Consider the following 14631-nt stretch of genomic DNA (forward strand, 5'->3'; position numbering starts at 1 on the left):
ACCGGCACGCGGCCCCCGCGACCCGCTGCGGTCGCGGGGGCCGTGCCGTCCGCCCACAATGGGTGGGGCTCGGGGACTTCGCACGGCGACGTTCGACGAAAGGTACGCACCCCATGACCACGGCGAAGGACATCATGCACACCGGGGCCCAGTGGATCCCGGCACACGAGACGCTCGACCGTGCCGCGCAGATGATGCGCGACCACAACGTGGGCTCGCTGCCCATCGCCGACGAGAACGAACGGCTCTGCGGCATCATCACGGACCGCGACATCGTCGTCGGCTGTGTGGCCGAGGGCCACGACCCGTCGAGGGTCACCTGCGGCGACATGGCGAAGGGCACCCCCCGCTGGGTCGAGTCGGACGCGGACGTGGACGTCGTCCTGGAGGAGATGCAGAGCCACCGGATCCGGCGGCTGCCGGTCATCGAGGACAAGCGGCTCGTGGGAATGATCAGTGAGGCCGATCTGGCCCAGCACCTGTCGGACGAGCAGATCAAGGCGTTCGTCTCCAGCGTCTACTCCGGTTCCTGACCCGGTTCCCGCCGCCCTTCTCCACCCGGGTGCCCCGATCCCGTTTCGGGCCGCCGCCCGGTCCGCCGCCCGGACCTTCGTGTCCGGGCGGCGGTGTCCGGGGGGCGGCGTCCGGGGGCGGGGCGCCCCGTCGAGGGCGCCCGGTGGGCGGGGCCGGGCGCGGTTCCGCGTGCTGTCCCCAGGACATAGCGTCGGTCTGACGATTACACTGGGCGGGTGCCTCAACTACGCCTCGCCCTGAATCAGATCGACTCGACCGTCGGAGACCTCGCCGGGAACGCCGAGGCGATCGTGCACTGGACCCGGCACGCCGCCGGGCAGGGCGCGCATCTCGTCGCGTTCCCCGAGATGGCGCTGACCGGATACCCCGTCGAGGACCTCGCCCTGCGCTCCTCCTTCGTCGAGGCGTCCCGGACCGCCCTGCGCGGTCTCGCCCGGCGCCTCGCGGACGAGGGGTTCGGGCGGCTGCCGGTCGTCGTCGGCTACCTCGACCGCTCCGAGCGGGCCGAGCCGCGGCTCGGCCGGCCCGCCGGGTCGCCGGAGAACGCGGCGGCCGTGCTGTACGGCGGCGAGGTGGTGCTGCGGTTCGCCAAGCACCACCTGCCGAACTACGGCGTCTTCGACGAGTACCGCTACTTCGTGCAGGGCGACACCCTGCCGGTCGTCCGCGTCCACGGCGTCGACGTGGCGCTGGCGATCTGCGAGGACCTCTGGCAGGAGGGGGGCCGGGTCCCGGCGGCGCGCAGCGCCCGGGCGGGGCTGCTGCTCTCGGTCAACGCCTCGCCGTACGAGCGGAACAAGGACGACACCCGGCTCGAACTGGTCCGCAAGCGGGCCCGGGAAGCGGGGTGCGTCACCGCGTACCTGGCCATGACGGGCGGTCAGGACGACCTGGTCTTCGACGGCGACTCGATCGTCGTGGACGCGGCCGGCGAAGTGATCGCGCGCGCCCCGCAGTTCGTGGAGGGCAGCGTGGTCCTCGACCTGGAGCTGCCGGCGGCGGACCCCGGGGCCCGCGACGGAGCCGCTCATGGGCAGCGCGTGGACGACGGGCTGCGGATCGACCGGGTGGTGCTGTCGGAGGAGCCGCTGCCGGCGTACGAGCCGGAGCTGCTGGGCGGTTACGCGCACCGGCTCGACGACGACGAGGAGATCTACTCGGCGCTGGTGATCGGTCTGCGGGCATATGTCGCGAAGAACGGTTTCCGCTCGGTGCTCGTCGGGCTCTCCGGCGGCATCGACTCGGCGCTCGTCGCGGCGATCGCCTGCGACGCGCTCGGCGCGGACGACGTGTACGGCGTGTCGATGCCCTCGAAGTACTCCTCCGACCACTCGCGCGGCGACGCGGCCGAGCTGGCACGCCGGACCGGGCTGCACTTCCGCACCGTGTCGATCGAGCCGATGTTCGACGCGTACATGGGCGCGCTGGGGCTCACCGGCCTCGCCGAGGAGAACCTCCAGTCGCGGCTGCGCGGCACGATGCTGATGGCGCTCTCCAACCAGGAGGGGCACCTCGTCCTCGCGCCCGGCAACAAGTCGGAGCTGGCGGTGGGCTACTCGACGCTGTACGGCGACTCCGTCGGCGCGTTCGGCCCCATCAAGGACGTCTACAAGTCGACCGTCTTCCGGCTCGCCCGCTGGCGGAACCGGGCGGCCGAGGACCGCGGCCAGACGCCGCCGATCCCGGAGAGCTCGATCAGCAAGCCGCCCAGCGCCGAGCTGCGCCCCGGCCAGGTCGACACGGACTCGCTGCCGGACTACGAGGTCCTGGACGCGATCCTCTCCCTGTACGTGGACCAGGACCAGGGCCGGGACGCCATCGTGGCGGCCGGTTTCGACGAGGAGCTGGTGACGCGGACGCTGCGGATGGTGGACGGGGCCGAGTACAAGCGGCGCCAGTACCCGCCGGGCACCAAGATCTCGGCGAAGGGCTTCGGCAAGGACCGGCGGCTGCCGATCACGAACCGCTGGCGGGAGACGCCGCTTCGGTGACCCGCTCGTCCCCGAGGGGGCTTCCCGCGACGACGCGGGAGGCCCCCTTCCCCGTACCGGGCCGGTCGAGGAGGCCCGCCACGGCCGCGACCAGCAGGCCGAGGGCGGTGAGGCCCGCGCCGACGAGGGCCGGGGAGGTCCACCCCCAGCCGGCGGCGACGGCGGCCCCGCCGGCCCAGGCCCCGCCCGCGTTGGCGAGGTTGAAGGCGGAGTGGTTGGAGGCCGAGGCGAGCGTCGGGGCGTCCTTCGCCTTGTTCATGACCAGCATCTGGAGCGGGGTGGTCGTCATGAAGCCGACCGCGCCGAGCACGACGACCGTGACGAGCGCCAGCCAGGGCACGTGGACGGTGAGGCGGAAGGCGGCCAGGGCGAGGACGAGGGCCGCGAGCGAGCCGTACAGCGTGGGGCGCAGCGCCCGGTCGGTCAGCGGTCCGGCGACGAGCGCCCCGCCGGTCATGCCGAGGCCGAAGAGGGCGAGGACGATCGTGACGGTGGAGTCGCCGAAGCCCATCACCTCGGTGGTCATCGAGGCGAGGTACGCGTAGACGGCGAAGACGCCCGCGAAGCCGAAGACGGCCGTGAGCAGGCCGAGGAGCACCTGCGGCCTGCCGAGGGCGCGCACCTCGCGGCCGAGGCCCTGCCGCCCGTCCACGGGGACGTGCGGGACGAGGCGGGCGAGCGCGGCCATGGCGAGCAGACCGATCGCGGAGACCACGAGGAAGGTGGCCCGCCAGCCGAGGTGCTGGCCGAGCAGGGTCGCGGCCGGTACGCCGAGGACGTTGGCGACGGTGAGGCCGAGGAACATGGTGGCGACCGCCCGCGCCTGCCGGTCCTCGCGCACGAGCCGGGCGGCGACGACCGCGCCGAGGCCGAAGAACGCGCCGTGCGGGAGGCCGGCGAGGGCCCGGCCGGCGACGAGCCAGCCGAAGCCGGGGGCGAGCGCGGAGGCGAGGTTGCCGACCGTGAAGAGGGCCATGAGCGACAGGAGCATCCGCTTGCGCGGGACCCGCGAGCCGAGCGCCGTGAGGAGCGGGGCGCCGACGACCACGCCGATCGCGTACGCCGAGACGAGGTGCCCGGCGGTGGGGACGGAGGTGCCGAGGTCGTCGGCGACCTGCGGGAGCAGGCCCATCATCACGAATTCGGTGGTGCCGATGCCGAAGGCGGAGACGGCGAGCGCGAGCAGCGCCAGGGGCATGGGGAGAGCCTTTCCGGAATTAGTTCTTCGACGAAACAAATCGTCTCGGACGTTTTCTTCCCGGCGGCTTCCGGAGGATGAAGAGGAGGTTTCGGTCCTCCACGCGGAGCGGGGGTTCCAGAGCTCCACGCGGAGGAGGTCCAGAGCTCCACGCGGAGGAGGTCCAGAGCTCCACGCGGAGGGGGTTCAGAGCCCCACGCGGGCGGCGACCGGAAGGTGGTCGCTCATCGTCTCCGGAAGCGCCCAGGACCTCACCGGCTCCACGCCCTTGACCATGATCTGGTCGATCCGGGCCATCGGGAACGAGGCCGGCCAGCTGAAGCCGAAGCCGTCGCCCGCCGCGCCCTGGGTGGAGCGCAGCTGCGAGGTGACGGCGTTGAGGGCGCGGTCGTTCATGGTGCCGTTGAGGTCGCCCAGGAGGACGATCCGCTCGTGCCGGTCGTCGGCGATGGCCTCGCCGAGGGCGTTGGCGCTGGTGTCGCGCTGGTTGGCGGTGAAGCCGGCGTTCAGCTTGACCCGGACGGACGGGAGGTGGGCGACGTACACGGCCACCTCGCCCTTCGGCGTGACGACCGAGGCGCGCATGGCGCGGGTCCAGCCCATGTGGATGTCCACGGGCTGCGCGGCCCGCAGCGGCAGCTTGCTCCAGAGGCCGACCGTGCCCTGGACGGAGTGGTACGGGTAGGTCTCGGCGAGGCCCTTCTCGTAGACCGGGACCATGTCGCCCTTCAGCTCCTCCAGGGCGAGCACGTCGGCGCCGGAGGCGGCGAGGAGACGGGCCGTGCCCTCGGGGTCGGGGTTGTCGGCGTTCACGTTGTGGGTGGCGACGGTCAGGTCGCCGCCCGGGGCCGACTTGTCGGCGACGAGACCGCCGAAGAGGTTGAGCCACACCGCGGCCGGCAGCAGCAGGGCGATCAGCGCGGTCGCGGAGCGGCGCACGAGGGCGAGCACCAGCAGGAGCGGCACGAAGACGCCGAGCCAGGGCAGGAACGTCTCGGTGAGGCTGCCCAGGTTGCCGATCCGGTTGGGGATGTCGGAGTGGAACACCATGAGCAGCGTGAGCGCCACGGCGGTCAGGGCGAGCAGGATGCCCCGCCGCCAGATCCCGCGGTCACGGCGGAGCCCGTCGAGCGCGGTCCGGAACCGGGACCGGGGACGCTCGCTCCCCGCGCCTCCGTGGTCGGTCTCCGTCATGTCCACCCGCGCCATCGCACTGTCCTCACTGCCTTGCTGTGGTGCTGTCCCGCTCCGTGACCCGGCATCGACACTAGGCGATGACGGGTCCGTCGTACTCACCCAGGGACGACACCGGCGCGTGGCGGGTTCCTGCAGGTGGCGTCGGCGGGGAGGCTGTGACAGAACGCGCACATTCGTACGGGTCGGGGCGGGGGTGCGGGGGTCTGTCAGGGACGGGGGCGCAGGCCCGCCAGGACGGTGTCGACGACCCGCTCGGCGAGCCCCGGCTCCAGGGTGGCGCCGGGCCGGATGACGGTCCGCAGGAGCAGGGGCCCTATGAAGAGGTCGTTCACGAACTCGACGTCGAGGTCGTCGCGGATCTCGCCCAGCTCCATGCCGCGCCGCACCGTGTCCATGCCGAGGCGGCGGCGCGGTTCGATGACGGTGTTCTGGTAGGCCTCCCACAGCTTGGGATAGGCCTGCATCTGCGAGAAGACGTTGTGGAGCAGGGCGGAGGCCCGCTTGACGAGGCCGCGCTGACGCAGCGCCTCCAGGAGCGTCACGAGGTCGTCCCGGACCGAGGCGCCGGTGAGCACCGGGTCCTCGGGTTCCACGGAGCGGAGGACCTCGACGAAGAGTGCCTCCTTGCCGGGCCAGCGGCGGTAGATGGTGGCCTTGCCGACCCCGGCGGTGCGGGCGATCCGCTCGATCGACAGCTCGGCGAGCGGGACGCCCTCCTCCAGGAGGCCGGTGACCGCGTCGAAGATGGCCTGCTCGACCGCCTCGGAACGCGGGCGCCCCCGCCGGGTCGCCTCCGGCGCGGGGCGGGGCTCCGTCGGCCCGTCGTGCTGGGGTCCGGGGTTCCCGCTGTCCTGCAGGGACACGTGCGCTCCGCCTCTCGTCAGGTACTGCCCGTCGCCCCCCGATTCTCCCCCGCGGCCCGCCGGCCCCCGCCGCCACGGGCAACCGCCCCACCGGGGCGCCCCCTCCGTGCGGGCCGCACCCGGCGGACGGCGCCCACCCCTCGCGCCCCCGTTGCGGGCCGCGCCCGCCGGGGCGGTGCCCGCCCGTTGTGGGCAATCGTTCCACTGGGGCGAGGGGGTCCCCCCTGCTCGAGCGAAGCCGAGAGCTCGGGGGAGGGTGGGCACAACGGAACGGCGCCCTTGCCGGCGCCCGAGGCTCCCGCGCCTTGACCCGCACCGAACGTGCGCCGCACGACGTGGTGCGGGTCCGGGCCCGGAACGCGGAGGCGCCACTCAGGGCGCCGTCCCGTGTGCCCACCCGTCCCGCCCCAGCGGGACGATTGCCCACACGGAGGTGCGGGGGGGGGTGCCGCCCCGGTGGATGCGGGCCCCACACGGGCGGGGTCGGCGTCAGCCGGTCTGGGCCGGGGTCGGGGTCTCGTCGGAGGTGGGGGCCGCGGCAGCGCCGGCGGCCGCACCCGTGCCCCCCGCACCGCCGGGCGCCCGGCCCGGGAGGAAGAGGGCCACGACCACCGCACCCGCCAGGCCGATCGCCGCCGAGGCGATCGCCGTGACGTGCATGGCGTCCAGGAAGGCCGTGTACGCGGGGCCGACCAGGTCCTTGCCCGCCGGGCCGAGCTTCGCCGCGACCGCGAGCGTGGCTTCGACGGACTCGCCCGCCGTGTCGCGCAGGGCCGCGGGGACGCCGCCCAGGTGCCCCTCGATCTCGCCCCGGTACGTGGAGGAGAGGACCGAGCCGAGGACGGCCACGCCCAGCGCGCCGCCGACCTGCCGGAAGGTGTTGTTGATGGCGGAGCCGGAGCCCGCCTTCTCGCGGGGCAGCGCCTGCATGATCGAGACCGTGACCGGCGGCATGATGTGCGCCATGCCCGCGCCCTGGAGGAAGAAGACGACCTCCAGGACCCAGACGGGGGTGTCGGCCTCGAAGAAGGCGAAGGCGGCCAGGCCGGCGGCGACGAGCAGCATGCCGCCGGTGCAGACGGCCCGGGCGCCGAAGCGTTCGACGACGAGCCGGGCCCGGGGCGCGAAGACCATCTGCGCGACGGCGAGCGGCAGGATGAGCAGCCCGGACTCCAGCGCGCTGTAGCCGCGCACGCTCTGCAGGTAGAAGGCGGAGAAGAAGGTCACGCCCATGAGGGCGAAGAAGACGAGCGCGATCGCGGCGACGGCCGCCGAGAACGCGGGCTTCCTGAAGTACGACATGTCGATGGCCGGGTGGTCGCTGCGCCGCTCGTGGAGGACGAAGACGACGAGGACCGCGAGGCCGCCGAGGACGGGGGCGAGGACGGTCACGTCGGTGAAGTCGGCCAGCTCGCCGCCGCGGATGATCCCGTACACGAGGAGGACGAGTCCGACGACGGAGAGCAGCACGCCGGGTATGTCGATGCGGCCGGGGTCGGGGTCCCGGGAGTCGGGCACGAGCCACAGCATCAGGGCGAGGGCGAGGAGCACCACGGGCACGTTGACGAGGAAGATCGATCCCCACCAGAAGTGTTCGAGGAGGATGCCGCCGGTGATGGGGCCGACGGCGATGGCGAGGCCGACGCTGCCGGCCCAGATGCCGATGGCCTTGGGCTGCTCGTCGCGCTCGAAGACGTTCATGAGGACGGCGAGCGTCGCGGGCATCACGAAGGCGGCGCCGAGGCCCATGACGGCCCGGTAGGCGATGAGTTCGCCGGGGGAGCCGGAGAGGGCGGCGAGGGCGGAGCCGATGCCGAAGACGGTGATGCCGAAGAGCAGCACCTTCTTGCGGCCGAGGCGGTCGCCGAGCAGGCCGGAGGTGAAGAGGAGTCCGGCGAAGACCAGCGTGTAGGAGTTGATGGACCACTCCAGCTCGCTCTGGGTGGCTCCGATGCCGGTGGGCGCGGGGGCGGCGATCGTCTTCACCGCGACGTTGAGGATGGAGTTGTCGAGGACGACGATCAGCAGGCTGAGCATGAGGACGCCGAGGACGGCCCAGCGGCGCCGGTGGAGGGCCTCGGGGACGCGGGGCCCTGCGGGCGGGACGGGTGCGGTGGACGGCTGTGACATGAGCACCACCCTAGGGCAATTTCGATACGAGACCGTCTCGTATCGAAAAAACTGACGGAGGCTTTACGGTGCGGCGGCGGGCGGGGCCCGGTGTCACGGCGGTGTGAACAGCGCCACTCCGGCCCACTTCCCCGCCCACCCGGTGAAGTGCCACCATGGACGTGGTCCGGGGACGCCACAGGGCGCCTCGAGATGACAAGAGGAGCCGTTCACCATGACGCTTCAGGCTGCCCAGAAACCGCCCGCCGACAGCAGCAAGGCGCTGTACGGGGGGAAGGGCACGCGCCGCATCACCGTCCACGACATCGCCGCCGCCAAGACCCGTGGCGAGAAGTGGCCCATGCTCACCGCCTACGACGCGATGACCGCGTCGGTCTTCGACGAGGCCGGCATCCCGGTCATCCTCGTCGGCGACTCGATGGGCAACTGTCACCTCGGATACGACACCACCGTGCCCGTCACGATGGACGAGATGACCTTCCTGTCCGCCGCCGTCGTCCGGGGCACCAGGCGTGCCCTCGTCGTCGGCGACCTGCCGTTCGGCTCGTACCAGGAAGGGCCCGTCCAGGCCCTGCGCAACGCCACCCGCCTCGTCAAGGACGCGGGCGTCGGCGCGATCAAGCTGGAGGGCGGCGAACGCTCGCTGCCGCAGACCGAGCTGCTCGTCCAGGCCGGCATCCCCGTCATGTCCCACCTGGGGCTCACCCCGCAGTCCGTCAACACCATGGGCTACCGGGTGCAGGGCCGCTCCGACGAGGCCGCCCACCGGCTCCTCAGCGACGCCAAGGCGGCGCAGGACGCGGGCGCCTTCGCCGTCGTCCTGGAGCTCGTACCGGCCGAACTGGCCGCCGAGGTCACCCGCTCCCTGCACATCCCGACCATCGGCATCGGTGCCGGCGCCGGCACCGACGCGCAGGTCCTCGTCTGGACCGACATGGCCGGTCTGACCGGCGGCAAGGTGCCGCGCTTCACCAAGCAGTACGCCAACCTCCGCGAGACGCTCGGCGACGCCGCCCGCGCCTTCGCCGAGGACGTGGGCGGCGGGGCGTTCCCCGCCGAGGAGCACACCTTCCACTGAGGCGCGCGGGACGCCCGTTCGCCGTCCCGTGCGCCGGCCCCGTCCCCTCCGGCCCCGGGGCCGGAGGGGACGGGGCCGGAGGGGACGGGGACGGCGTCGTCCGGCGGATCCGGCGTGCGGAACGGTCACCACCGCCCCGTGCGCCGAGGGCGCCGCCGGCAACGCCCCGGGCGGCACCTCGCGGTGGGGCGACACCTCGGCCCACCGAGCGCGCCCCGGCCTGCCGGCCGCGTCACCGACAAGCCCGCCGACAGCTCCCCGACAGCCCCGCCGACCGGTGTCGGCGGGGCTGTCGGTCGTCTGTCGGGGGCTTGTCGGTGACGCCCTGTTCCATGGTGGACATGACGCGATCACACACCAACGCCGTCGAGGTCCGGGGCCTCGTGAAGCACTTCGGCGCGACGAAGGCCCTCGACGGGGTCGACCTGGACGTCCGGGAGGGCACGGTCCTCGGGGTCCTCGGCCCCAACGGCGCCGGGAAGACCACCCTCGTCCGCTGCCTGTCCACCCTCCTCGTCCCGGACGCCGGCACCGCCACCGTCGCCGGCTACGACGTGGTGAAGCACCCCCGCCAGCTGCGCCGCACCATCGGCCTCACCGGTCAGTACGCCTCGGTCGACGAGAAGCTGTCCGGCCGGGAGAACCTCTACATGATCGGGCGGCTGCTCGACCTCTCCCGCGCCGACGCCCGCCGCCGCGCCGACGAGATGCTGGAGCGCTTCTCCCTCACCGACGCCGCCAAGCGCCCGGCCATGAACTACTCCGGCGGCATGCGGCGCCGTCTCGACCTCGCCGCCTCCATGATCGGACAGCCGGCCGTCCTCTACCTGGACGAGCCGACCACCGGCCTCGACCCCCGCACCCGCAACGAGGTGTGGGACGAGGTGCAGCGCATGGTCTCCGAGGGCGCGACCGTCCTGCTCACCACCCAGTACATGGAGGAGGCGGAGCAGCTCGCGAGCGAGCTGACCGTCATCGACCGGGGCCGGGTCATCGCCAGGGGCGGGGTCGACGAGCTCAAGGCCAAGGTCGGCGGCCGGACCCTGAAGGTCCGCCCCACGGACCCGGACCGGCTGCCCGAGATGGCCGCCGCGCTCCGCGAGACCGGCCTCGACGGGGTCGCCGGCTCGACCGTCGTGCCCGACGAGGGCGTGCTGTACGTGCCGATCCTCACCGACGAGCAGCTGACCGCCGTCGTGGGCCTGCTCGGCGCGCGCGGCTTCGGCATCGCCCACATCGGCACCCATCTGCCCAGCCTGGACGAGGTGTTCCTCGCGATCACCGGTCAGAAGACCGCCGACTCCGAGCTTTCCGACGCGATCACCGAGGAGGTCGCCGCGTGAGCACGACCACTGTCACCAAGTCCCCCGCCGGCAACCGGAACCCGGGCCCGGCCGCGGCACGTCCCGCGCCCGTCGCGGAGGGCCGGATCGGCCTGCGGGCCAACCTCCGCCACATCGGCGCCCTGGCCCGCCGCAACGCCCTCCAGATCAAGCAGGATCCGGAGTCGATGTTCGACGCCGTCCTGATGCCGATCATCTTCATCCTGCTGTTCGTGTACGTGTTCGGCGGCGCCATCGCCGGCAAGGGCAACAACGACGCGTACGTGAACTACGTGACGCCCGGCCTGATGGCGATGATGGGCATGAACATCGCCATGGCCGTCGGAGTCGGCATCAACGACGACTTCAAGAAGGGGGTCATGGACCGGTTCCGGACGATGCCGATCGCCCGGTCCTCGGTCCTCGTCGCGAAGATCGTCGTCGAGGCGGGCCGGATGCTCATCGCCACCTCGATCCTGCTCGGCATGGGCTTCCTGCTCGGCCTGGAGATCCACACCTCGGTCCTGCACCTCTTCGCCGCCATCGGCCTGTCGATGGTCTTCGGGGCGTCCCTCATGTGGATCTTCATCCTGCTCGGCCTCACCATGAAGACGGCCCAGGCCGTCCAGGGCGTGGCCATGCTCGTCCTGATGCCGCTGCAGTTCGGCTCGTCGATCTTCGCCCCGCCGACCTCGATGCCCGGCTGGCTGGAGGCCTTCACCGACTACAACCCGCTGTCCAACCTCGCCGACGCCGCCCGCGGCCTGATCAACGGCGGCCCGGTCGCCCACTCGGTGTGGATGGTCCTCGGCTGGGCGGCGCTGATCACCGTCGTGACGGCACCGCTCGCGGTCGCCAAGTTCCGCAAGAAGACCTGAGTCCCGACCGGGGGATCATGACTCGGCGCGCTCACTGATCGCGTCGGCGGCGCGACCGAGCAGGGCGGCGGCCTCCTCCTTGGAGAGGCCGTCGCCCTCCGCGTACGCCGCCTCGAACTCCGCGTCCCCGAGGGCGGACCGGCACAGCTCCGTCGCCCGCGCCAGGTTCTCCCGCTCCATCGGCGGCGCCAGGTGTCCCGGCGGCAGCAGCCCCTCGTACCCGCCGAGGAGGACCGCGGCGGTACGGGCACGGGGGCCGCCGAGCCCGGCGAGCGCCCAGGCCGCGATGATCAGGTGGATCGCCGGCATCTGCGGGGCGACCATCAGCGACAGACCGCCGAGGGAACGCCCGTACGCCCGCCAGGACAGCTCGAACGCCGTGTCGTACCGCTCTTCGAGCGCGTACACCCAGGCCAGGCTGCCCAGCGCGAAGCCCTCGAAGATGGAGAACGTCTCGGAGGCGAACAGGCTGTCGGCACGGAACTCGTCGAGCAGCCGCTCCAGTTGCTCGCGCGCCTCGGCCGTCCGGCCGGTCCGGCCGAGCAGCAGCCCCAGGAAGATCCGCCCGGCCAGCATCGGCTCGTGGCCGCGTCCGTGCTCGCCCTCCACCACCTGGCGCAGGATCCGCTCCGCCTCCTCGCCGCGGCCGGTCTCGATCAGCATGTCGGCGTAACGGGCGCGCAGCAGGGCCATCTGGGACTGGGCGCCGATCCGTTCCGCGTACGCGATGGCGTCGGCGAAGTCCTGGGCCGCGCCCTCGAACTCGAGGCGTCGCTCGCGGGCCTCGGCGCGCGAGGACAGCGCCTCGGCCGCTCCCCAGGCGTCCCCGAGGCGGACGAAGATCTCCAGGCTCTCCTCCGCGTCGGCGCTCGCCCGCTCGGCCAGGTCGCCCCGGTTGGCCAGCATGTTGGCGCGCAGCTGGAGGGCGTGGGCGAGCTCCCACTCGTCGCCGTGGCGGCGGCAGGCGTCGACGTGCGCCTCCAGGGCCTCGCCCATGCGGTCCGGTTCGCCCATGAGGAGGACCGCGAAGACCGTGAAGGAGCCGGGCAGCCGGCAGGTCTGCGGGAGCCCCGGCGGATAGATCGTGTTGATCCGCCGCAGCCGCTCGACGCCGGCGGGGGTCATCCAGCGGCCGGTCTCGTAGTCCATGTTGATCAGTTCGATCAGCCGCACCCCCCGCCGGGCCTCCCAGCGCTGCTCCTCGGAGAGCGGCGGAGGCGCGGCCGTGCACGGCTCGTGCAGCGGTACGACGGGGGCGGCGGGCGTCCCGAACGGGTCGGGGCCGAGCGCGGCGACGGACTCCGCCCAGTACAGCGCGTCGGCGCGGAGGTCGCGCATCTCCCAGTACCAGAGCAGGGAGTGGACGAGGACCAGCGCCTCGTCCTCCTCCCGGGCGTCGACGGCCCGGCGCAGGGCGGTGCGGATGTTCCCGTACTCGGCTCCGAACCGGGCGATGGCCCCGGCCTGTCCGGAGCCGCGCAGCTCGGGGTCGGTGCGGCAGGCGAGTTCGCGGTAGTACGTGAGGTGCCGGCGTTCCGTCGCCGCGCGCTCCCCGGCCTCGTCGAGCCGCTCCCCGGCGTACTCGGCGACGGTCTCCAGGAGCCGGAACCGCATGCCGTCCTCGCCGGGCGCGGCGACGACGAGCGACTTGTCGACGAGGGCGCCGAGGAGGTCGAGGACGGGGGGCTCGTGCGCGGGCGGTCCGGCGGCGTGGGGTCCGCCGGCTCGGGGCCCGCCCGCGCAGACGGCCTCCGCCGCCTCCAGGTCGCAGCCGCCCGTGAAGACCGAGAGCCGGCGCAGGACGCCCCGTTCCGCCCCGTCCAGGAGGTCCCAGGACCAGTCGACGACCGCCCGCAGGGTCTGCTGGCGGGGCAGTACCGTCCGCGCGCCCGACGTCAGCAGCCGGAAGCGGTCGTCGAGCCGGTCCGCGATCTGGCGCAGGGTCATCATCCGCAGCCGGGCCGCCGCCAGTTCGATGGCCAGCGGCAGGCCGTCGAGGCGCCGCACGACCTCGCCCGCGGCGACCGGGTCGTCCTCGACGCGGAACCCCGGACGGACCGCGGCGCCGCGCTCGCCGAGGAGCCGCAGGGCCATCCCGGTCGGCAGCGGGCCGAGGGGGCGGAGCGTCTCCCCCGGGACGCCCAGCGGTTCCCGGCTCGTCGCGAGGACCCTGAGCCCGGGGCAGCGCGCGAGCAGCGTCTCGGCCAGTGCGGCGGCCGCGCCGACGAGGTGCTCGCAGTTGTCGAGGAGGAGCAGCATCCGGCGCCCGGCGCAGTGCTCGACGAGCCGGGCGAGCGGGTCGCCGCCGCCCCGCAGCTCCTCGGCCCCGGCGCCGCGGAGCACGGTCTCGCGGGCGCCGACGGCCGCGAGGACCGCCTCGGGCACGGCCTCGGGGTCCCGTACGGGGGCGAGCTCCGCCACCCAGGCGCCGTCCGGCCAGTCCTCGGTCCCCCGCTCGGCCGCCTCCTGCGAGAGCCGGGTCTTCCCGGCGCCCCCGGGCCCGAGCAGCGTCACGAGCCGCGCGCCGCGCAGGTCGTCCCGCACCAGGGCGATCTCCTCCTCGCGGCCGACGAAGCTGGTGAGCCGGGCGCGCAGGTTGCCCCGGAGGAGGGCGCGCGGGGGCTCCGGGGTCAGCAGTTCGGCGTGGAGGGCGCGCAGGGCGGGTGACGGGTCGGCGCCCAGGCGGGAGGCGAGGGCGCGGCGGACCGACTCGTACGCGGCGAGGGCCTCGGCCGCCCGGCCGGTGTCCCGCAGGGCGCGGATCCGGAGGGCCTGGAGGGGCTCGTCGAGGGGGTGGGCGGCGCAGAGGGCGGTGAGTTCGGGGAGGGCGGCCGCGGCGCCGTCGAGCGCGAGGGCGGCGTCGAGCCTCGCCCGGCGGGCGTCCAGTCGGCGGGCCTCCCAGCGGGCGGCCTCCGCCTCCCGGTCCGGCAGGTCGGCGAAGGCCGGCCCGCGCCAGAGCCCGAGGGCCTCGTCGAGGAGGGCGGCGGCGCGTGCGGGATCGGCCGCGCCGAGCGCGGCCAGGCCCTCGGCGGCGAGGCGCTCGAAGCGGCGGACGTCCACGTCCTCGGGCCGGGCGTCCAGCCGGTAACCGCCTTCGGCGGAGACCACCCGGTCCCGGCCGAGGGCCCTGCGGAGCCGCCCCACGAGGGCCTGGAGCGCGGCGGGCGCGTCGGCGGGCGGTTCGTCGCCGTGCCACACCTCGTCGACGAGGTCGGGCACGGCGACGATCCGGCCGGCCCGCAGGGCGAGGACGGTGAGCAGCGCGCGGACGCGGGGGCCGCCGACGGGCACGTCGGTGCCGTCGGGGGTGCGGGCGAGGGTGGGGCCGAGGACGGAGTAACGCACGACCCCATTCTCCGCGAGGACCTCCACGACCTCCCCGCCGGGACCGCCCGCCGCGCGGGCGACGCCCGGGGCGGGGGTGGAACTCCCCCCGGGGA

General features: G+C 73.8%; 10 protein-coding genes. 5 read left to right on the top strand and 5 right to left on the bottom strand.

Annotation, left to right across the window (positions count from 1 at the left end):
* Nucleotides 1–113: 113 nt before the first annotated feature.
* Together IE180_RS14510 and IE180_RS14515 are read left to right on the top strand one after the other, a co-directional pair.
* Nucleotides 114–533 (top strand): CBS domain-containing protein, encoded by a 420-nt coding sequence (locus tag IE180_RS14510; protein WP_190157271.1) that lies wholly within the window; start codon nucleotides 114–116, stop codon nucleotides 531–533.
* A gap of 216 nt (nucleotides 534–749) precedes the next feature.
* Nucleotides 750–2525 (top strand): NAD+ synthase, encoded by a 1776-nt coding sequence (locus tag IE180_RS14515; protein WP_190157272.1) that lies wholly within the window; start codon nucleotides 750–752, stop codon nucleotides 2523–2525.
* On the opposite strand, the gene IE180_RS14520 is transcribed toward IE180_RS14515, so the two are convergent.
* The 4 genes from IE180_RS14520 to IE180_RS14535 all read right to left on the bottom strand — a co-directional run bounded on the left by IE180_RS14520 (nucleotide 2491) and on the right by IE180_RS14535 (nucleotide 7913).
* A complete protein-coding gene (locus tag IE180_RS14520) occupies nucleotides 2491–3723 on the bottom strand; it encodes an MFS transporter (RefSeq protein ID WP_190157273.1) in 1233 nt (410 codons plus the stop codon). The two genes, IE180_RS14515 and IE180_RS14520, sit on opposite strands and share 35 nt — an antisense overlap.
* 186 nt (nucleotides 3724–3909) lie before the next feature.
* On the bottom strand, nucleotides 3910–4932 hold the full coding sequence (locus IE180_RS14525) for an endonuclease/exonuclease/phosphatase family protein (RefSeq protein ID WP_190157274.1): 1023 nt from the start codon (nucleotides 4930–4932) through the stop codon (nucleotides 3910–3912).
* Between the two features lie 194 nt (nucleotides 4933–5126).
* Entirely contained in the window at nucleotides 5127–5783 is a 657-nt protein-coding gene (locus IE180_RS14530) for a TetR/AcrR family transcriptional regulator (protein ID WP_190157275.1), read from the bottom strand.
* Between the two features lie 489 nt (nucleotides 5784–6272).
* Nucleotides 6273–7913 carry an MFS transporter gene (locus tag IE180_RS14535; protein ID WP_229860476.1) on the bottom strand — a complete coding sequence of 547 codons (1641 nt, stop codon included), beginning with the start codon at nucleotides 7911–7913 and terminating at the stop codon, nucleotides 6273–6275.
* A 214-nt stretch (nucleotides 7914–8127) separates the two neighbouring features.
* On the opposite strand from IE180_RS14535, the gene panB reads away from it, so the two are divergent.
* From panB to IE180_RS14550, 3 genes are all read left to right on the top strand, one after another.
* On the top strand, nucleotides 8128–8991 hold the full coding sequence (panB, locus tag IE180_RS14540; RefSeq protein WP_190157276.1) for a 3-methyl-2-oxobutanoate hydroxymethyltransferase: 864 nt from the start codon (nucleotides 8128–8130) through the stop codon (nucleotides 8989–8991).
* A 332-nt stretch (nucleotides 8992–9323) separates the two neighbouring features.
* The gene (locus IE180_RS14545; RefSeq protein WP_190157277.1) at nucleotides 9324–10334 is read left to right on the top strand and encodes an ATP-binding cassette domain-containing protein; all 1011 of its coding nucleotides are present in this window, start codon (nucleotides 9324–9326) and stop codon (nucleotides 10332–10334) included.
* Nucleotides 10331–11191: an ABC transporter permease gene (locus IE180_RS14550; RefSeq protein WP_190157278.1), complete on the top strand. Its 861-nt coding sequence runs from the start codon at nucleotides 10331–10333 to the stop codon at nucleotides 11189–11191. The genes IE180_RS14545 and IE180_RS14550 overlap by 4 nt, the downstream gene beginning before the upstream one ends.
* A 15-nt stretch (nucleotides 11192–11206) precedes the next feature.
* Here the strand turns inward: IE180_RS14550 and IE180_RS14555 are convergent, their stop codons facing one another.
* The gene (locus tag IE180_RS14555) at nucleotides 11207–14536 is read right to left on the bottom strand and encodes an AfsR/SARP family transcriptional regulator (protein WP_190157279.1); all 3330 of its coding nucleotides are present in this window, start codon (nucleotides 14534–14536) and stop codon (nucleotides 11207–11209) included.
* Nucleotides 14537–14631 lie beyond the last annotated feature (95 nt).

It is taken from the genome of Streptomyces litmocidini (assembly GCF_014649755.1).
GTDB classification, from domain to species: domain Bacteria; phylum Actinomycetota; class Actinomycetes; order Streptomycetales; family Streptomycetaceae; genus Streptomyces; species Streptomyces litmocidini.